The organism is Priestia sp. JV24, from assembly GCF_025910025.1.
Classification (GTDB): Bacteria; Bacillota; Bacilli; order Bacillales; family Bacillaceae_H; genus Priestia; species Priestia megaterium.
On record NZ_JAPCIN010000010.1, the window covers coordinates 30,381 to 50,496 of the forward strand.

The 20,116-nt window shown below is 38.4% G+C and carries 19 protein-coding genes; 10 read left to right on the forward strand and 9 right to left on the reverse strand.

The genetic code is table 11. The features are described 5' to 3' along the window. Positions 1-23 precede the first annotated feature (23 nt). The 7 genes from OK414_RS03055 to OK414_RS03085 all read left to right on the forward strand — a co-directional run bounded on the left by OK414_RS03055 (position 24) and on the right by OK414_RS03085 (position 10,275). Positions 24-872: a phytoene/squalene synthase family protein gene (locus OK414_RS03055; RefSeq protein ID WP_034654429.1), complete on the forward strand. Its 849-nt coding sequence runs from the start codon at positions 24-26 to the stop codon at positions 870-872. Between the two features lie 427 nt (positions 873-1,299). Continuing rightward, on the forward strand, positions 1,300-2,814 hold the full coding sequence (locus OK414_RS03060; RefSeq protein ID WP_263045741.1) for an alpha-amylase family glycosyl hydrolase: 1,515 nt from the start codon (positions 1,300-1,302) through the stop codon (positions 2,812-2,814). Between the two features lie 57 nt (positions 2,815-2,871). Further along, a complete protein-coding gene (locus OK414_RS03065; protein ID WP_013055369.1) occupies positions 2,872-3,906 on the forward strand; it encodes a LacI family DNA-binding transcriptional regulator in 1,035 nt (344 codons plus the stop codon). Between the two features lie 367 nt (positions 3,907-4,273). After that, positions 4,274-5,821, forward strand: coding sequence for an L-glutamate gamma-semialdehyde dehydrogenase (gene pruA / locus OK414_RS03070; protein ID WP_263045740.1), 1,548 nt, complete (start codon positions 4,274-4,276; stop codon positions 5,819-5,821). 23 nt (positions 5,822-5,844) lie between these two features. Continuing rightward, entirely contained in the window at positions 5,845-7,050 is a 1,206-nt protein-coding gene (locus OK414_RS03075) for an ornithine--oxo-acid transaminase (protein ID WP_047931023.1), read from the forward strand. A 103-nt stretch (positions 7,051-7,153) separates the two neighbouring features. Beyond that, positions 7,154-8,833: a M20/M25/M40 family metallo-hydrolase gene (locus OK414_RS03080; protein ID WP_221786847.1), complete on the forward strand. Its 1,680-nt coding sequence runs from the start codon at positions 7,154-7,156 to the stop codon at positions 8,831-8,833. A 23-nt stretch (positions 8,834-8,856) separates the two neighbouring features. Next, complete coding sequence (locus tag OK414_RS03085; RefSeq protein ID WP_034654420.1) at positions 8,857-10,275, forward strand: amino acid permease; 1,419 nt, start codon at positions 8,857-8,859, stop codon at positions 10,273-10,275. A 27-nt stretch (positions 10,276-10,302) separates the two neighbouring features. Here the strand turns inward: OK414_RS03085 and OK414_RS03090 are convergent, their stop codons facing one another. The 3 genes from OK414_RS03090 to OK414_RS03100 form a co-directional block, all read right to left on the reverse strand. Next, positions 10,303-11,715: a sigma-54 interaction domain-containing protein gene (locus OK414_RS03090; protein WP_028407442.1), complete on the reverse strand. Its 1,413-nt coding sequence runs from the start codon at positions 11,713-11,715 to the stop codon at positions 10,303-10,305. 104 nt (positions 11,716-11,819) lie between these two features. After that, positions 11,820-12,683: an SDR family oxidoreductase gene (locus tag OK414_RS03095; RefSeq protein WP_263045739.1), complete on the reverse strand. Its 864-nt coding sequence runs from the start codon at positions 12,681-12,683 to the stop codon at positions 11,820-11,822. Between the two features lie 139 nt (positions 12,684-12,822). After that, on the reverse strand, positions 12,823-13,314 hold the full coding sequence (locus tag OK414_RS03100; RefSeq protein ID WP_013055376.1) for a YajQ family cyclic di-GMP-binding protein: 492 nt from the start codon (positions 13,312-13,314) through the stop codon (positions 12,823-12,825). 255 nt (positions 13,315-13,569) lie between these two features. Here OK414_RS03100 and OK414_RS03105 point away from each other — a divergent pair, with 255 nt between their 5' ends. Beyond that, complete coding sequence (locus OK414_RS03105; protein WP_013055377.1) at positions 13,570-14,433, forward strand: S1 RNA-binding domain-containing protein; 864 nt, start codon at positions 13,570-13,572, stop codon at positions 14,431-14,433. Between the two features lie 34 nt (positions 14,434-14,467). Here OK414_RS03105 and OK414_RS03110 read toward each other — a convergent pair whose 3' ends face one another. Next, entirely contained in the window at positions 14,468-14,599 is a 132-nt protein-coding gene (locus OK414_RS03110) for a DUF3941 domain-containing protein (RefSeq protein WP_013055378.1), read from the reverse strand. 52 nt (positions 14,600-14,651) lie between these two features. Beyond that, positions 14,652-15,512: a DegV family protein gene (locus tag OK414_RS03115; RefSeq protein WP_034654417.1), complete on the reverse strand. Its 861-nt coding sequence runs from the start codon at positions 15,510-15,512 to the stop codon at positions 14,652-14,654. A gap of 256 nt (positions 15,513-15,768) precedes the next feature. Between OK414_RS03115 and OK414_RS03120 the strand changes: the two genes are divergently transcribed. After that, positions 15,769-16,608, forward strand: coding sequence for a YitT family protein (locus OK414_RS03120; protein WP_034655312.1), 840 nt, complete (start codon positions 15,769-15,771; stop codon positions 16,606-16,608). Between the two features lie 36 nt (positions 16,609-16,644). Here OK414_RS03120 and OK414_RS03125 read toward each other — a convergent pair whose 3' ends face one another. The 3 genes from OK414_RS03125 to OK414_RS03135 form a co-directional block, all read right to left on the reverse strand. Next, positions 16,645-17,406, reverse strand: a complete 762-nt coding sequence (locus OK414_RS03125) for a DUF3813 family protein (protein ID WP_128821176.1) — start codon at positions 17,404-17,406, stop codon at positions 16,645-16,647. Positions 17,407-17,409: 3 nt separating this feature from the next. Next, the gene (locus OK414_RS03130; protein ID WP_013055382.1) at positions 17,410-17,562 is read right to left on the reverse strand and encodes a hypothetical protein; all 153 of its coding nucleotides are present in this window, start codon (positions 17,560-17,562) and stop codon (positions 17,410-17,412) included. 118 nt (positions 17,563-17,680) lie between these two features. Beyond that, positions 17,681-18,493: a Cof-type HAD-IIB family hydrolase gene (locus tag OK414_RS03135; protein ID WP_013055383.1), complete on the reverse strand. Its 813-nt coding sequence runs from the start codon at positions 18,491-18,493 to the stop codon at positions 17,681-17,683. A 235-nt stretch (positions 18,494-18,728) separates the two neighbouring features. Between OK414_RS03135 and OK414_RS03140 the strand changes: the two genes are divergently transcribed. Further along, positions 18,729-19,037 carry a metal-sulfur cluster assembly factor gene (locus OK414_RS03140; protein WP_013055384.1) on the forward strand — a complete coding sequence of 103 codons (309 nt, stop codon included), beginning with the start codon at positions 18,729-18,731 and terminating at the stop codon, positions 19,035-19,037. Between the two features lie 30 nt (positions 19,038-19,067). Here the strand turns inward: OK414_RS03140 and OK414_RS03145 are convergent, their stop codons facing one another. After that, positions 19,068-19,766, reverse strand: a complete 699-nt coding sequence (locus OK414_RS03145) for a Crp/Fnr family transcriptional regulator (RefSeq protein ID WP_047931019.1) — start codon at positions 19,764-19,766, stop codon at positions 19,068-19,070. Between the last annotated feature and the right edge of the window lie 350 nt (positions 19,767-20,116).

Genomic DNA, 20,116 nt, shown 5'->3' on the forward strand with positions numbered 1-20,116 from the left:
TTTAATAGAGAAAGGGGTCCTATATGATGAACATTTCGTTAGACAAAGCGTACAATCAGTGTGAAGAAATTATTAAAGAAAACTCAAAAACGTTTTACAAAGCTTTTTCCATGCTGCCGTCAAAACAAAGAAAGGCAGTATGGGCAGTATATGCATTTTGCCGTCAAGTCGATGATATTGTAGATGAAGGATGCAACCCTGAAATAGAGCTGCAGCAATTCGAATCAGAATTTGCCCGATTTAAAAATGGAGAACTATTAAACGAAAGCGCCATGTGGGTAGCTCTGCGCAATGTATTTGAACAATATGAGATGAATGTTCAAGCGTTTGATGATATGATTACCGGCCAGAGAATGGATTTAGTAAAAAAAGAATACGATACGCTTGATGAAGTGAAAACATACTCTTATCATGTAGCGAGTACGGTAGGGTTAATGCTTTTACCGATTTTAGCTCCAACTACTCATAAAGAATTAGAAGAAGAAGCAATTGCATTAGGCATTGCGATGCAGCTGACCAACATTTTAAGAGACGTTGGGGAAGACTTAGAGCGAGGGCGCATTTATTTACCGAAAGATCTTATGAATTCTTACGGATATACGCGCATGCTATTAGAGAACCGGTGGGTCACTTCTGAATTTATAGAGATGTGGGAGCACCTGGCCAAAGAAGCGGAGATGTATTATATAAAAGGACTTCAGTCGATTCATAAATATCCGGTCGCTTCTCGTTTGCCTCTTACAGGAGCGGCGCATCTATACCGAGCGATTCTTGATAAAATTCGAAAAGAAAATTATGACGTATTTACAGAAAAGCACTTTGTCACAAGTCAAGTGAAAAAGAAAATTATGACATCTATTTCTACGGGGTAACGCAAAGGAATTACTTTTCCTTTGCGTTACTTTTTTTTGAAAAGATATGAAAACGTTAACTATTATGTAAATAAGAAAAAAGTCTCAGCCAAGAAGAAATTGCTGGTTTAGATTTTGCTGAACACGGTTCATCCGCATACGAATTTCGTGAAAGTTTCGTAGCGACAGAAGATGGTAACCTTCATCCTGAATTTGGTGTTGGATTGATTGATCGATTAAATAAAGTTGGTAAAGTATCGGATAAACCTCATATCTCGAACGTAAATGAGACGGTATAGCAGTATATAGATGGAAAAAAGTGATTAAAAGTAAAAACTTTTAATCACTTTTTTTGTTTTTATCAACTTATTTAACAATAATGTAAGCGTTAACGTTATAATGGAAACAAAAGTGAGTTTGAAACAGTTCGTCTATAGGAGGGGAATAGATGAAATGGAAAAGGACAAGTATGCTGCTTATACTATTATTGCTTTTTGGAAGCAGTGCCTCAGCGCAAGATCATAAAGATATACGTGATGAGGTAATATACTCATTGATGATCAACCGTTTTTATAACGGAAGTGAACAGAATGATCGAAATGTTAACTATGAACGTTCAGATGCCTATTATGGAGGCGATTTACAGGGAATAGCACAAAAGTTAGGCTATATTCAAGAGATGGGATTTACCGCTGTTTTATTAACTCCTTTTATAGAAAATGATGAGACAGGCTATCATGGATATGCGGTGACCGACCATTATAAAATAGACGATCATTTTGGAACATTAAAAGACTTACAAAATCTTGTGAAGAAAGCACATGAGCGCAATATAAAAATTATGGTTGAATTTCCTTTGACAATCAGTAACAATCATCCCTGGGTAGCAGATAAAGAAAAACAAACATGGATAAGTAATGAATCCGGTACAGATAACGAAGTAATTAAAGCATTGCCTCACCTTAATTTAAAAGAAAGCGCTGTGCAGAAATACCTTATTAAAAATGCTGCTTGGTGGAGCAAACAAGCAGATATTGACGGATATTACGTTAAAGATATCGATCAAGCTCCTTCTGCATTTATTTCATCCTTTTCTAAGACGCTAAAAAGCATGGATCCTTCTTTTCTATTAATAGGAGAAATAAACGGGCAACCATTAAAAAAAAATGAGCAGGCTGATTCATTAGGAGTAGATTTGCTTGTAGATAGAACGCTAGCCGAAGCCACTGCTGCTACGTTTAGCGGTACTAGTCTTCCGCAAAAAATGTTGTATGACAAGTGGGGAAAAGAAAGTAATCAGCCTTTAGCCAATTTTTTAGATGATGTTCATAGCACACGTTTTACAGGACAAGCATTAAAGAGTGAAAATCATCCTGGAGCCCGAACAAAGCAAGGGCTTTCCTATCTTTATACTTCGCCGAGTGTACCAATCGTTTTTTATGGAACGGAAATTGCGCTGAATGGGGGAAAGGGAGCAGAAAATTATGGCATGATGAATTTTTTAGCTAATCCCGATATTATAGATCATTTAAAAAAACTGTCTGAACTTAGAGCAAAGTCGCCTTCTCTTCGAAAAGGAAGCTTTACCCTTGTGTCTGAGCAAAAAGGTGTGGCTGTATACAAGAGAAGGTATAAGGACGAAACGACGTTTGTTGTGATTAATAATACAAAGGAAACGTCGGCCATTAATGTTCCGCTTGAAAAAGTTGGAAAAGAAAATGAACTAAGAGGGTTAATAACGGAAGGAATTATACGACCCGTTGACGATTTATACAACATTTCATTGGAGCCTGAGACCACAAATGTATATAAAGTAGTGAAAAAGTCAGGGTTTAATATTGGATATATCGCAGCGGTTGCTGCTGTTTATACGGGATTTGGCATCTTTTTGTACAAAGCATCTTCAAAAAGAAGAAAAGAAAAGAAAATTTCTCAATCTCGTAAAAAGGACAGCGCGTCGTAGTTGTCAAATTATATTGGATAAGTATTAATGAAGAAAACATAATTAAGAGGTGGAATTATGGGTGTAACAATAAAAGATGTGGCAAATTTAGCAAATGTAGCCCCTTCGACGGTATCTCGCGTCATTGCAGACAGCTCAAGAATTAGTGAAAAAACAAAACAGCGCGTGCGATCGGCTATGAAAGAACTTGGTTATCACCCAAATATTATTGCGCGAAGTCTAGCAAATCAAACGACAGAGGCAGTCGGCCTAGTGATGCCGAGCTCAGCAGACAAGGTGTTTCAGAATCCATTCTTTCCCGAAGTGCTAAGAGGAATCAGCACCGGAGCTCACGAAAACAAAAGAGCGATTTATATGTCCACTGGAGAAACGGAAGAAGAGATTTTTGCAGAAGTTGTTCAAATGGTACAGGGAAGACGAGTGGATGGATTAATTTTGCTGTACTCCAAAGTTGATGATCAAGTACTTTCTTATTTGCAAGAACAGAGCGTGCCGTTTGTAGTTATTGGAAAGCCGTTTAAACATAGTGAAAGCATCACGTTTGTTGATAATGATAATTTTAAAGCTGGAAAAGAAGCGACGGAATATTTAATTGAATCTGGACATGAACGTATTGCTTTCATTGGCGGAAGTCTTGAATTAGTCGTTACCATTGACCGTTTAACAGGCTATGATAAAGCGATTCAAAAAGCAAACATTCCTTACCGGGACGAGTATGTAATTCATGAAGAATTTCTACAGAAGGGAGGAAAAGAAGCTGTTTGCGAACTTTTATCTCTAAAAGAACGTCCAACGGCTTTGGTAGTAGCAGACGATCTAATGGCATTAGGCGTTTTAAATACATTGGATGAAATGGGGATTTCGGTTCCTGAAGACATTTCGATTGTCAGTTTTAATAATGTTCTGATCGCCGAAATGGCTAGACCTGCTCTCACATCTATTGATATTAATATTTTTGAACTTGGTTATCAGGCTGTACGCTGCTTGATTAAGCAGATTGAAACGCCATATGCTGTTGCAGAACAAGTGCGCGTTCCTCACAAAATGATTAAAAGGCAATCCTGTAAAACCATTCAAATGACGAAGAGATAACTTTATAAACGAATAGAAAGAGGCTGGAACAAAAGTATTGTAGTTGAAGGAAGATCCGAACGAGTTTGATTCTTGATGGAGAATCAAACTCGTTCGGATTTTTTCGTTTGTAGGGTAAACGTAGGTAGCTGCTTCTTAGCTGTTGATTTAGGTATGTCTTAATATATTCTTATGCAAAATATATTGGCGTTTGAAGTGCAAAAAAAATAAACACCTGCAAATTATTTTTCCCTTTATCAAAAAGAAAGAATGATACAAGTGGTGAAAACCTTGATGACAAATAGGCCGTAAAGTTTTATTAAAAGTTGGCACGCTATTTGCATAACTATAAAGTAAACAAAGATTTGCATACTAGGAGGTATATATCATGGTAGTTTCTTATTCTCATGAACCATTTACAAATTTTAAGGACGAAAACAATAAAAAGGAATTTCAAGAAGCATTAACATATGTAAATACACAGCTTGGCAAAACGTACCCGCTTGTGATCGACGGTGAAAAAGTGGAAACTGAAGAGAAAATTACGTCTGTTAACCCAGCGAATATAAAAGAAGTGATTGGATATGTCTCTACAGTAAATAAAGATCTAGCAGAGCAAGCGATGCACTCAGCTTTAAAAGCTTTTGAAACGTGGAAAAAATGGAAAGTAGAACATCGCGCGGATATTCTTTTCCGTGCAGCGGCCATCATCCGTCGCAGAAAGCATGAATTTTCTAGTTATCTTGTAAAAGAAGCAGGAAAGCCTTGGAACGAAGCAGATGCTGATACAGCAGAAGCAATTGATTTTTTAGAGTACTATGCACGTCAAGTCCTGACGTTAAAAGATGGTTCTCCAGTACAGAGTCGAGACGGTGAGTATAATCAGTACAATTATATTCCGCTTGGCGTAGGTATTATTATTTCACCATTTAACTTCCCGTTAGCTATCATGGCTGGAACAGCAGTAGCAGCTATCGTAACAGGCAACACGATTTTATTAAAGCCAGCTGATGCCACTCCTGTAGTAGCAGCGAAATTTGTAGAAGTAATGGAAGAAGCAGGTTTACCGAAAGGCGTATTAAACTTTATTCCTGGTGCTACACCTGAAATCGGTGACTACTTAGTTGAACATCCAAAAACACGTTTTGTTTCGTTTACCGGCTCGCGCGCAGTAGGTTGCCGCATTTACGAAAGAGCAGCAAAAGTACAGCCGGGCCAAAAATGGCTAAAACGCGTTATTGCTGAAATGGGCGGAAAAGATACGGTGGTTGTAGACAAAGATGCGGATCTGGATTTAGCTGCTTCTTCAATTGTATATTCTGCATTTGGTTTTGCAGGGCAAAAGTGCTCCGCTGGTTCTCGTGCTGTTGTGCATCAAGAGGTGTATGATGAAGTGCTTGAAAAAGCAGTTGCGCTAACAAAAACATTAACCGTTGGAAACCCGGAAGAAGTTTCAACTTATATGGGACCTGTTATTCATGAGGCGTCGTATAACAAAGTATTATCGTATATTGAAATTGGAAAAGAAGAAGGACGGCTTGTTGCGGGAGGAGAAGCAGACAATTCAACTGGATACTTTATTCAGCCAACTATTTTTGCGGATGTAGATGAAAAAGCTCGTCTCATGCAAGAAGAAATTTTTGGTCCGGTAGTAGCATTCTCTAAAGCGCGAGATTTTGATCATATGATGGAGATTGCAAACAATACAGAATATGCATTAACAGGCGCTTTATTATCAAACAACCGCGAGCATATTGAGCGCGCTCGTGAAGAGTTCCATGTTGGAAATCTGTATTTTAACAGAGGATGTACAGGAGCGATTGTTGGTTACCAGCCTTTTGGCGGATTTAATATGTCAGGAACGGATTCAAAAGCAGGCGGACCGGATTATCTTGTTCTTCACATGCAAGCAAAAACAACATCTGAAACATTCTAATTAGAAAATAAGGAGGAGTAAATATGACAACTGAAACACAAAAAACGGTGAAAATCATTGAGCAAACAGAAAAATTTGGGGCACACAACTATCATCCGCTGCCGATTGTAATTGAAAAGGCAGAAGGCGTATGGGTACACGATCCAGAAAATAATAAATATATGGATATGCTAAGTGCTTATTCCGCTGTTAACCAAGGACATCGTCATCCAAAAATTATTGAAGCATTAAAACGTCAAGCTGATAAAGTAACGTTAACGTCACGAGCGTTTCATAATGATCAGCTTGGTCCATGGTATGAAAAGATTTGTAAATTAACAAATAAAAATATGGCTCTTCCAATGAATACGGGAGCAGAAGCGGTGGAAACAGCCATTAAAGCTGCACGCCGCTGGGCTTACGATGTGAAAGGCGTTGTTGAAAATCAAGCACAAATCATCGCATGTGTGGGCAACTTCCACGGTCGTACAATGACAGCTGTTTCCTTATCGTCTGAAGCAGAATATCAACGTGGTTTTGGACCGATGCTTCCAGGGCTTCAAACCATTCCTTATGGTGATTTAGAAGCGTTAAAAGCTGCTATTACACCAAATACAGCCGCATTTTTAATTGAGCCAATTCAAGGTGAAGCAGGTATCGTTTTACCTCCAGAAGGCTTCTTAAAAGCTGCAGCTGATTTATGTAAAGAACATAATGTGCTCTTTATTGCTGATGAAATCCAAGTTGGCTTAGCGCGTACAGGCAAAATGTTTGCTTGTGATTGGGAAGGTGTAGAACCAGATATGCTGATTTTAGGTAAAGCGCTTGGAGGAGGAGTTTTCCCTATTTCTTGCGTAGTTGCTAATGAAGACATTTTAAGTGTCTTTAACCCTGGCTCTCATGGTTCAACATTTGGAGGAAACCCGCTTGCTTGTGCCGTATCATTAGCTGCTTTGGAAGTAATTGAAGATGAAGAACTTCCAGCGCGTTCATTAGAATTAGGTTCTTATTTCAAGCAGAAGCTCCAAAGCTTAAGCAATCCAGTTATTAAAGAAGTGCGCGGCCGAGGTCTATTCATTGGGGTAGAATTACACGAAGAAGCTCGTCCTTATTGTGAAAAATTAAAAGACCAAGGTTTGCTTTGTAAAGAAACGCACAGTACGGTTATTCGTTTTGCTCCGCCGCTAACGATTTCAAAAGAAGAGTTAGACTGGGCAATTGAACGAATTGAAAAAGTATTTGCTGAGTAATCGGTTTAAAATAAATAAAAATAGTACGATATGTATATATCGTACTATTTTTATTCATATGCAGCTAAATGACGTTTTTATTTGATAGGCAGGAGGAATAGAAGTGTATATCCAACTCTCACAGCTAAGCATGGAAGAGCAAGTTGAATGTTTAACAAAAACGTTAGTGAAAATCAAAAGTATCAATGGGACAAGCGGCGAAGTAAAGATTGCTGATTTCATTAAAAACACGCTTCAAAGTTTTCCTTATTTCAAAGAAAATCCCCTCCACGTTTGGGAACAGAAAATTAATGGCGATACGCTAGGTAGAAAAAATGTATTTGCTTTTATTCAAGGCAGCAAAAAAAATGCTCAAACAATGATTTATCACGCTCACTTAGATACGGTTGGCATTGAAGATTTTGGTCCATTAAAAGACATAGCATTAGATCCAGAAGAACTTCAGCGCTATTTCTCTACGCATAACATTAATGAAGATGTACAGCGAGATGCTCGCTCAGGTGAATGGATGTTTGGAAGAGGAGCCGTTGATATGCAAAGTGGAATTGCTGTACATTTAGCCAATGTGCTGCATTTTACTAAGCATCCAAATAAATTAGAAGGAAACGTCCTTTTTATGGTCAACCCAGATGAGGAAAGTCAGCATGCTGGAATTATTTCTGCCGTTTCTGAACTGAACCGTTTGAAAAAAGAAAAAAATCTTTCATATGTAGCAGCGATTAATACCGACTTTATTACACCTCTTTACGATGGAGATTCCACGCGCTATATTTATACAGGAGCTGCTGGGAAACTGCTTCCATGTTTTTATATTTACGGAAGGGAGGTACACGTAGGAGATACGCTTGCTGGTATAGATCCTAATTTGATTGCATCTGAGATCACAGGAAGCATCCATAACAATATTAATCTAACTGAAAATATTGAAGGAGAGCTGGTACTGCCACCTTCCTGTCTGTATCAACGAGATAATAAAGAGGCTTATAATGTGCAAACTGCTGTAAGCAGTCATTTGTATTTTAACTATTTCATCTATGAACGAACGGCAAAAGAAGTGATGAGTCAATTAATTGGATTATCAATCGAAGCATGTGAAAAAGTGGAGAAAAAACTTTCTGATTATTACGAACTTTTTGTTCAGAGAACGAATTTACCAAAGCGAAACTTGTCTTGGAAAGTGGATGTTGTGAGTTTGGAAGATTACCTGGAAGAATTGGATCAAAAAGGGATAAATGCTCAGGCTTGTATTGAACGAGCTTTCGAACAGTATGCGCATTTAGAACTTAGAACAAGGTGCTTTAAAGTAATTGAAGAACTTCAAAAGTTAGATCCGCATCAAAGTCCGCGCGTAATTGTCTTTTTTGCACCGCCTTACTTGCCTCATAATCACTTGAAGAAAGACGAAAGCAGAGATCAGCAGCTTCTTTATCCCTTGCAAGCAGCTGTGGAGAAGGTTGGAAAACAGACGGGAGAGACGTTTCACTTTAAAAAATTTTTTCCCTACCTAGCGGATGGCAGCTTTTTATCTCTTCATGAGACAGATGAGGAAATCGATGCTTTTACACGTAACTTTCCGGGGTGGGGGATTGCAGGGGCGATTCCTTTCCGTGAAATTCGAGAGTTAAATATTCCGTCCATCAATATAGGAGTATATGGGAAAGACGGACATAAGTGGACAGAGCGAGTGTATAAGCCTTATTCGTTCGGAGTTCTTCCTAAGTTGATTCAAGAAACAACCGTTCAGATGCTAAAAAGTAGGCATGCTTGTACAAACCACATATAAGAAAATGAAGAACGGAGGTACCGATGAATAGACATACAGAACAAAACCAATTACAGAGAACAATGAAAAGCAGACATTTATTTATGATTGCGTTAGGAGGCGTAATTGGAACAGGCCTATTTTTAGGTTCGGGTTTTACTATTAGCCAGGCAGGGCCGGGAGGAGCCATTCTTGCATATATAATAGGCGGCTTCCTCATGTACTTAGTTATGCTTTGTTTAGGAGAGCTAGCGGTAGCAATGCCGGTTTCAGGTTCCTTTCAAGAATACGCTACAAGGTTTTTAGGACCTTCTACAGGCTTTATGATTGGATGGCTGTACTGGTTCAGCTGGGCAAATACGACGGGGCTTGAATTTACGTCAGCAGGAATTTTAATGCAGAGGTGGTTTCCTGATGTACCTATATGGTCATGGTGCTTGATTTTTGGTGTCATTACATTTTTAATTAACGCTCTTTCTGCTCGAAGCTATGCTGAAACTGAGTTTTGGTTTTCGAGTATTAAAGTTACGGCTATTATTCTATTTATTTTAATTGGAGGAGCTGCTGTTTTTGGTTTTATCGATTTCAAGGGAGGAGAACCCGCCCCGTTTCTTTCACATTTCACCCAAGGCGCAGGTCTTTTTCCAAATGGAATACTGGCAGTTTTATTGACTTTAGTAACGGTTAACTTTTCGTTTCAAGGAACGGAGCTTGTCGGCATTGCAGCAGGAGAAAGTGAAAGTCCTGAGAAAACGTTGCCGAGATCTATTCGAAACGTCATTTGGAGAACGCTGTTTTTCTTTGTATTAGCTATGTTTGTTTTAGTCTCTATTCTGCCATACAAAACAGCAGGCGTCATTGAAAGTCCGTTTGTTGCCGTATTAGATCAAATTGGCATTCCATACGCAGCGGATATCATGAACTTTGTCATTTTAACAGCCGTTCTATCAGTGGCGAACTCCGGCGTTTATGCTGCTTCTCGTATGCTTTGGTCACTGTCAAACAGCAATATGGGGCCAAAACCTTTGAAGAAATTATCTACAAAAGGTGTTCCAATTAACGCATTAATTGTGACAATGATTATTTCAGGGTGCTCGTTGATTACAAGTGTCGTGGCTGCTGAAACCGTATATCTTTGGTTTATTTCGATTTCAGGAATGGTAACCATTATTGTTTGGATGTCCATTTGTGCCTCTCAATTTATGTTCCGCCGTCGTTTTTTAGCGGAAGGAGGAGACATAAAGGAATTGAAATTTAAAACGCCACTTTATCCATTCGTTCCTATTCTAGGTTTTTGTTTGTATGGACTTGTATTAATCAGCTTAATTTTTATTCCGGATCAACGAATTGGTCTTTACTGTGGTGTCCCTTTAATCATTGTACTCTACGTGTATTATCACGTAGGAATCAAGAAAAATATTGATCAAAAACAATCGGATTCACCGGTTTATAAAGCAAAATAAAAAAGAAGTGCACTGTGCACTTCTTTTTTATTTAGAGCGGATGTTTAATCGTTTCATACGATATTGCAAGCTTTGTCTGGTCAGCCCTAGTATTTTAGCACTTTTTGAGATGTTGTGGCTGTGTTGTTCAAGCGTTTGTTTAATACATTCTGCTTCGAACGCTAACAGCTGTTCCTTTAAAGGAAGAGAAGGGTGAAAAGCGCTTGGATAAGAAGGTGCGTCACTGCTTGCTTTATTTTCAAAATGTTCATGCTGCTTTAGCTGGAACTTCGTTCTGTATTGGAAAGGAAGGTGAGAATAGTGAATAACATCTTCGTCCATTACCAAGTTCATTGCACCTTCAATAATGTGTTCTAATTCCCGTACGTTCCCTGGCCAGTCATAAGAGAGAAAAGAAGACATGACTTGGTGATCTACGGTTTTTACATTCATCTGAAACAAATCATTGTATTTTTTGATGAAAAACTTTGTTAATTCAATAATATCTTCTTTTCGTTCACGAAGAGGAGGAATAAAAAGCGTCACGACGCCAAGTCGATAATATAAGTCTTTGCGTAATCGGTTTTCTGCAATTGCATCGATTGGATCTTCATTCATGTTCGCGATCACTCGAACGTTAACCGGTTTGTCCACTGTATCCCCAATTCTTCGTACGGTTTTTTCCTGCAGCACTCGAAGAAGCTTAGCCTGAAGATTTGGGTTTAACGAGTTGATTTCATCTAGCAGTAATGTGCCTCCTTGCGCTTGTTCGAAAAGACCAGGATTATCCATTGCACCTGTAAAAGCTCCGCGTTTCGTACCGAACAAAAGGCTTTCAATTAAATTATCCGGTAGCGCAGCACAGTTTTGTGAAATAAAAGGCGCAGAAGAGCGGCTGCTGCCATTATGTATGCTTTGAGCAAACAGTTCTTTTCCCGTGCCTGTTTCTCCAATAATTAAGACATAAGAAGGAGTTCTAGTAGCGCGCTTGGCGTCTTCAATCACATCATGAACCGCTTGACTGTTTCCGATGATGCTATCAAACGTAAAGCGTGTGTTTCCTTTTTGCCTAATGTTTTGCCGGATTAGACGCTCTAGTTTCGTCACGTCCTGAGCAATTTCAACCGCTCCTTGAATGACCCCGTCTTTTAAAATAGGGAAGGTATTATTAATCGTCGTGATTTCTTGTCCTTGATTGTTGAAATACGTTTGCTTGACGTTAACCGTTTCTTTTCCTTTTTGCAGCGCCTGTACAAGCGTGCTTTGCTGATTTTCTTTGAACATAAACACATCTAACAAGTTTTTATGTAAAACGTCTTGTTCATCCATCAGCTCCATCTTTGTCATCTTTTCATTATAAATAATAGTTTTTCCTGTTTCATCGACCGCGTGGATACCGGCATCGACTTTATTTAAAATGGTTTCGTATATATGTTTAAGAGTGCTTAATGTATCGGTCATTCAAATACTCTCCTTTAGCGGTGTTCATATCTCTATTTAAACAAAAATAGCTGAATTCTGATAGTGTTTCCACATAAAAATAAATGAATGACCGAAGAGAAATGTTATCCGTTTACAATGGATCCCCCATTAATGTGCAGAACTTGCCCGGACATATAAGAAGAATCAGAGCTTGCCAAGTATACATAGGCCGGTCCGAGCTCAGAAGGCTGTCCTGCCCGTTTCATAGGTGTATTAGACCCAAATGTCGCAACTTGCTGTTCGTCGAACGTAGACGGAATAAGAGGTGTCCAAATGGGTCCCGGAGCTACGGCGTTTACGCGAATGCCTTTTGTTGCGAGCGAAGCTGATAAAGAACGTGTAAAAGCAACGATAGCACCTTTGGTTGAAGAGTAATCAATCAGCTGATCATGTCCATGGTAAGCTGTCACAGACGTTGTATTAATAATAGCGCTTCCTTGTTTTAAATGAGGCAATGCAGCTTTGGTCAGATAAAAAATTGAAAAAATATTCGTTTGAAACGTACGAGTAAGCTGTTCAGTCGTAATATCCGTAATACTTTTTTGAGGATGCTGTTCAGCTGCATTATTGACTAAGATGTCTATTTTTCCGAAAGTCTGAATCGCCTTTGAGACGACTTCTTGACAAAAATGCTCATCTCCTATATCGCCAGCAAGCAATAAACAAGAAGCTTCCATTCGTTCAACTTGTTTTTTGGTTTCATTTGCATCATCGTGTTCATTAAGGTAGGTTATGACAACATTTGCGCCTTCTTTAGCGTAATGATAAGCGACAGAACGTCCGATACCGCTGTCTCCTCCGGTGATAACAGCTACCTTGTTCTGTAATTTTCCGCTTGCCTTATAATCTGGAGCGATAGAGGTAGGGATTGGATGCATATCTTTTTCAATACCTGGCTGAGTTTGCTGATGCTGAGGAGGGAAGTTTTGTTTTTGATTTTGATTCATTAGTATACACTCCTTAATTAATATGAGTATGTAAGCGTATACTAGTATTTGTTAAGAAAGTGTATCTATGCATAGGAATAAGTCTGAATGAATAAAAAAAGGCTTTAAAAGAAAAAATGAATGCCGTGGCATCCATTTTTTAGCGGTAATTAATAAATTGTACGTCAATAGGTAAATCAGCGCTGCGAATAGCTGAAATAATTTGCTGCAGGTCATCACGATTTTTACCGCTTACGCGAAGTTGATCATCTTGAATCTGGCTTTTTACTTTTAAACCGGTATTTTTAATAATTGTATTTAGCTTTTTAGCGTTGTCTTTGTCGATACCTTGAATTAGCTTGGCACGTTGTCTAACCGTTCCTCCAGAGGCGTTCTCAATTTTTCCATATGAGATATTGCGTGTAGGTACGCCGCGTTTAATAAGCTTGGAGATCAGTACGTCTTTTAACTGTTCAAGCTTAAATTCATCATCAGAAATAAGAACAAGCTCTTCGTTTTCAAGTGAGATTTCGCTTTTACTGCCTTTAAAATCGTAGCGGGTTTTAATTTCTTTTGTTGCCATGGTAATGCCGTTTGTTACCTCTGATAAATCGACTTGTGACACAATGTCAAATGAACTATCTTTAGCCATAATAACCTCCATATGTAAAGAGTTTGTTCTTTTATTATAAATAAAACACAAACTGTATACAACTGATATTGAATAGAGAGCCGGTAATTGATACAATACAAGTTATGCTTTTTGTTGTAAGCTATAGAAGCAGCTTTTTTAAACAATGCATGCATTTAAGTTGATTTGAAATTTAAAATGCTGTTCGATGCAAAGGGAGAAGGTATGTGGTGACGGAATAGTCACTACTAATTTATATAAAGGATGGATAGAACGATGAATGTAGAAGCTGGGATGAAAGCGTATTTAACAGTAAACCGGGAAACGCCGATTGGTTATATGTTAGCAGAAGGTGAAGAAGAAATTTTGCTACATAAAAATGAAACAACAAGAGAACTTGCTGAAGGAGAAGAAGTAGAAGTTTTTCTATACCTTGATCAGCATGACCGTTTAACGGCAACGATGCACTTACCTCTTGTTGAAGAAGGTGTTTATGAGTGGGTCGAGGTCGTAGATGTTAATCCAGGTTTGGGCGTGTTTGTAAATATCGGCATGAACAAAGATATGTTAATTGGTTCAACAGACTTACCTGCGCTAGAAGATCTGTGGCCAGAAGTCGGAAACAAGGTTTACTGTACAATGAAGATTTCAAAGCGTGGTAAGATGTACGGAAAAATTGCTACAGATGATGTGATGAAAGCAATGGCATTAGATGCTCCGCCCGAACTTTTTAATCGTGAAGTGAGCGGATACATCTATCGCGTACTGCGCGTAGGTTCATTTATTATGACAGATGAAGGATATGTTGGATTTATTCATGAAAGCGAGAGACGCAAAGAACCAAAGCTTGGTACATATGTAACAGGCCGCGTAATTAATGTAAAAGAAGACGGAACGCTAAACGTATCGCTTCTTCCGCGCAAGCAAGAAAGCATGGATGAAGATGCACAAGTACTATACGATTACATGGAAAGCCGCGGTGGCGTTATGCCATTTTGGGATAAAAGCTATCCGGAAGATATTCGTGAGCGCTTTAATATGAGTAAAGCTGCGTTCAAACGTGCGCTTGGTAAACTGATGAAAGAAGGAAAAGTTTATCAAGAAGAAGGATGGACATATTTTAAAAAAGAAGAAAACTAAAAGGAGAAGCCGCTGAAAATTCAGCGGCTTCTTTTTATAAGTGATCAGTTTTTTTAGAAAATGAATGTTTTCCAAGCTCACGGTTATGCTTAGCTTGCAGATTCTTTTCGTGAAGCTTTGCGTTATTATCTTTTGCTTTTTTATCGTTATCGCTCGTTTTTGGCATCGTGATACACCCCTTTTTGGTCGTACCTTTAGAATGCCCTGACCTCTTTAAATTATTCGATGTTTTCGTTCAAAAAGAAGACTGCAATCGTCCCTGGGCCAGAGTGAGAACCTATGGCTGCACCAATAATATTAATGATAAAATGTTTAGTTCCAAAACGTTCTTGAATCATCTCTTTCAGCTGAAGAGCTGTTTCTAAATCATCTCCATGGCTAATTCCAATGGTTTGAGAAGAGAGGTTTTTTCCTCGCTCTTCCATTACATCAAGCATGCGCTTAAATACTTTTTTACGGCCGCGGATTTTTTCGATTGGAATCAATTTTCCATCTTCCACATGAAGCAGCGGCTTAATATTAAGCAGACCTCCTACAAAAGCAGAAGCTTTGCTCACGCGTCCTCCTTGAGCAAGAAAATCTAAGTCATCGACCGTAAAAATATGTTCCATATGCAGCGCGTATTGTTTTATTTTTTCTGTCATCTCTATTAGTGAGAGGTTTTGTTGTAGTAATTGTGCTGCATAATAAGTAACTACTCCTTGGCCAAGAGATGCACATTTCGTATCGATTATCTCTAATTGAAAATCGGGATACTTTTCTAGGAGTTCTTCTCGAATCATCATTGCTGTTTGATATGTACCGGATAATTCTGAAGAAAAAGCTAAATAAACGCACGAATCACCTGATTTAGCTATGTCTTCAAAGACTTCATACATAGTAGTTGGAGCCGCTTGAGATGTTTTTGGCATCTTGCCTTTACGGATAGCTTCGTAGACAGAAGCTGGCTCAATCGTTTGTAGATCTAAAAATTCTTGATTATCCAGGCTTACGCGAAGTGGTAAAAAGCCAACGTTATTTTCTTGAAAAAAGGATAAAGGCAAATCGCTTGCACTATCGGTTAAAAGTTTAATTGACATAAATGTCACCTTCCTAATTGCATTTATAAAATATTAAATGAATTTGATGTATAAACATTGAGAAGCGTTATATACGATATAGTATTAGTGTATAAGCACTTTGAGGAAAATACAATTTTTGAATAAGTTTTTTTAATTCTGCCAAATCGTACATACTATATGTACTAACTATTTTAAAGATGCTGACTTTATTCATTTTATAAATGGGTATAGGAGAGTAAGAAGTTTTAAAAAAGCGGAGGTCGGTCATTTGAATATGTGGCTTGAAACAAAAAAAGCGATAGTCGTCTTGGTAGGAGCATTATTGAATGCGCTTGCGCTCAACTTGTTTTTGATACCTGCTAATGTATATTCGAGCGGCTTTACAGGAGTAGCGCAGCTTGTTTCGAGTATCGTGACAGATTACACCCCTTTTACTATTTCCACGGGAGTGTTGTTGTTGTTGTTAAATATTCCTGTAACTATTTTAGGGTGGAAAAAAGTTGGGAAGTCATTTACTGTTTACAGCTTTATCAGCGTTGCTGCAACAACTTTGTTTCTTGGAATTATTCCTATTCAAGCACTTTCTAAAGACATCATCCTTAACGCAGTTTTTGGAGGCGTTATTTTAGCGGTAGGGGTAGGGATTACATTAAAATTTGGAGCTTCAACTGGTGGGCTCGATATTATTGCCCTGATTTTGTCTCGAGTAAAAGACCGACCAATTGGCACTTATATGTTCATATTAAACGCAATTATTATCGTGCTAGCAGGTCTTTTATATGGTGCTGAGAAGTCACTCTATACGCTTGTGACGCTTTATACAACTACTCGCGTCATTGATGTTATTCATACGCGTCATGTCAAACTCACAGCAATGATCGTAACAAAAAAAGGAGTGGAGCTAAGAAAGGCGATTCACGCCAAACTCGTGCGAGGGATTACGGCGGTACCGGCTAAAGGCGGCTTTACAAATGAAGATAAAGAAATGCTGATGATTGTTTTGACCAGATATGAATTATATGACTTGGAACGAGTGATTAAAGAGGTAGATCCTAAAGCATTTACCAATATCGTTCAGACAACGGGAATCTTTGGTTTGTTTCGCAAGGATTAAAAAAGGTCCAGGTATTAATTACCTGGACCTTTTGTATTAATGTGTACCTTTTAAGTCATTAGAAAGTTCTTGAAGCTGAGCTTGTTCTTCAGGAGAAGCATTTTGCTGCGCATGAGACAGCATATCAGCTGCAATGTTTTCACCCGAAGCTGCAGACGTATGAGCCTGAGACGTTTGATGATTTTGACCAGCAGCTCCCAATGTATTCTGAAGCTGCTGAAGCTGAGCTTGTTCTTCAGGAGAAGCGCTTTGCTGTGCATGAGACAGCATATCAGCTGCTACATTTTTACTAGACGTGTGAGCTTCACCGTGAGCATGAGACTGACCGCCTTCTAAAGTGCTTTGAAGCTGTTCAAGCTGGCTCTTTTCTTCAGGAGAAGCATTTTGCTGTGCATGAGATAATATATCAGCTGCTACGCTTTCACTGGACGTGTGAGCTTTACCGTGAGCGTGAGACTGACCGCCTTCTAAAGTGTTTTGAAGCTGTTCAAGCTGTGCCTTCTCTTCGGAAGAAGCATTCTGAACGATATGAGACAGCGTATCAGACGTAATGTCTGCGCTTTTCTCTTGTGAATGTGATTCTCCATCTGTATCGTACGCTTGATGCAATGAGTTTTGGAATTGCTTCAGCTGCTCTTGCTCCTCAGGAGAAGCGTTAGAAGCAATGCTATTTAATACACCTTCTGAAATATCAAGTTCACCGTTGCCGTGCTTTTGACGGTGAAGCTGATCTTCTGAATGGCCGGATACTGCATTTCGAATCGCATCTTTTACTTGACCAAAAAGTGAATTTTTCATAAGTTACTGTCCTCCATGAGGAGTTTGGCGCTGCTGAGCTTGAAATGCTTCTGCCTCTGCCATAGTCATATGATAAGGAATTCGTTCATCATGTTTTTGAACTGCGTCTGCACCTTGTTTCACAAAACGTTTTGATCGATTGCCTCTGCCCATCATAAATTCCTCCTCGTAATATAAATAAAACCGACACCTTAAGAAGTGTCGGTTATAGTGTGTACTAAATAAAAAAAATGATAGCGATAAAAATTTACCTTGCTTTTCAAAAAAAGCTAAGTTATAAATTTAACGTTTTTTCCAAATAATAAGCAATACCATCATTTTCATTCGATTTTGTTACTTCACGCGCTAGCTGTTTTAATTCGCTAATACCATTTTCCATGGCGATACCGTGTCCTGCAAATTTAATCATTTCAAAATCATTGTCTTCATCGCCAAACGCAATAATTCGTTCGCGTGGAATTTGATAATGATTAGCTACGCGCTCAAGACCTACAGCTTTATTAAGTCCTTTTTTTACAATTTCAACGACATGCCAAGGTGCTCCCCAGCGTCTATGTTCTAGTACTTCTGCATGAACATCTGAAAGGTGAGAGCGTATATCTTGTACATGTTCTTCATCTGCGTGAATTAAAATAGACGTTGGATCGTGCTGCAGCGTATGACGCAAATCACCCGTTTGTAATTTAGGATCCCCTAGGCTAAGTACATCCATTAATTTTCGATCTTCAAAATGAAGATACACATCATCTTGTACTTCTGCCATGATATTGTTGATGCGATAGTCTTGCATAGCTGTCACAATGTCATGGACAGTGCGGCGGTTTAAAGGTTCGTGATGCGTGCCGAAATCAGGCTGAAGGGGGTGATGGACAAGCGCTCCGTTAAAGTTTACGATAGGCGTGGATAAATCTAATTCGCTGTAATACATAGCACTGGAACGATAAGGTCTTCCAGTTGCAATCATTACAATATGTCCTTCTTGTTTGGCTTTTTCTAATACCCGTTTCGTTGTAGGTGAAATGGTTTTTTCATTCGTTAACAATGTTCCATCCAGATCTAAGGCGATTAAGTGTTGATCGTTTCTCATATAGGGCTCCTTTTAAATTGAAGTAGTTATACGATTATATTGAATTCTACTAATATTCATGCTTGTATTCCCATATTTTACACAACTTTTCCTTAGGAGCAAAGCAGAACGATTGACATGCAAAAGCTGTCTTGTTACGGTGTAAGACATAGTTATTGATTGCTTACGATAAATTGTTTAAGGGTATATTTAATACGTGAAGATAATTACGGAAGTGAAAGAAAGGAGAATGAATATGGATAAACAGTTAGAAGATAAAATCATGGAATCACTAGAAGAAGTAATTGATCCAGAGCTTGGCGTTGATATCGTAAATTTAGGCTTAGTGTACGGTGTAGAAATGGAAGAAAACAACACGGTTATCGTGACGATGACGTTAACTTCTATCGGCTGCCCGCTGGCTGGTGTGATTGGCGAACAAGTGAAAAAACAATTAATTTCGCTTGAAGAAGTAGAAAATGTAGAAGTGAATATCACATTTAATCCGCCATGGGATAAAGATCGCATGACGCGCTACGCTAAAATTGCATTAGGTGTTCAATAAGAAAAAAGCCATCAACGATGGCTTTTTTTCTTATTCAATTCTGCACAATTCCACAGGGCAGTCCTCACAGTCTATTTCTTTCTTTAAAAAAGAAAGCTTATGAATGATGATTTTTCCATCTGCCATTGAAATCACTTCGTTTTTTCGCAACTCAGCGAGCATGCGATTGACCACTTCTCGAGATGTCCCGCATAGATTGGCGATTTCTTGATTGGTCAACGTTACGTTTAATAAAATACCATCTGGCTTCATTACTCCAAAGCTATTAGACATGCGGATCAGAGTAGAATAGAGAGCACCTTTTTTTCCATTTAGAATTAAGTCTCTAAATTTTGTCTGCATTCGTTTAATTTGTAGTCCCATCCACTTCATGTACTCCATAGAAAGAGCAGGGTATTGTGCTAGTTCGTTTTCTAACACCCGTTTTTGAATACTGATTGCCGTACAAGGTTCAATAGCTTTTGCTTGAAGCATATGGGGAGTAGATCCGCAAAACAGCATGACTTCCCCGACTAAGTCTCCTGAACTCGCCAGCTGAAGCGTCAGCTCGCGTCCTTCCGGTGTCACTTTACCTACTTGCACGGCCCCTGATGTAATAAAAAATAAATGAGTTGAAGTCGAACCTTCTTGAAAGAGAAAGTCACCTTTTTTAAACGAAATTTTATGATCAAAGCTCATAAAAAATTGCTGCAGCTCATTCGAAAAAGAATCCGTTGTGATGTTCATCATGTTATCACCTTTTAATTAAAATTTTTGCGACTGCTACTTATTAATCTATTAAGTTAGAACAGTCTGTATATGCTGTACGTCCACTAGCCGTATAAAAAAATGTCATACGGATGATTTTATCGATATTCTTATTATACACAAAAACAACCAGTGTTTTCCAAAACTATCTGTGAACAATTTCTAAACAAAAATAGAAAGATAGTTATAAAAATAAAAACTTATGAATAAATAAAAATGTTTAAAAATATAGAATAAAGTGTTGGATTTTTTAAATATTCATTTGATTTTATTTTTATACGGTATTATAATGATAAATAATTCAAATAGATACGTGGAAAAAGGAGTTTTAA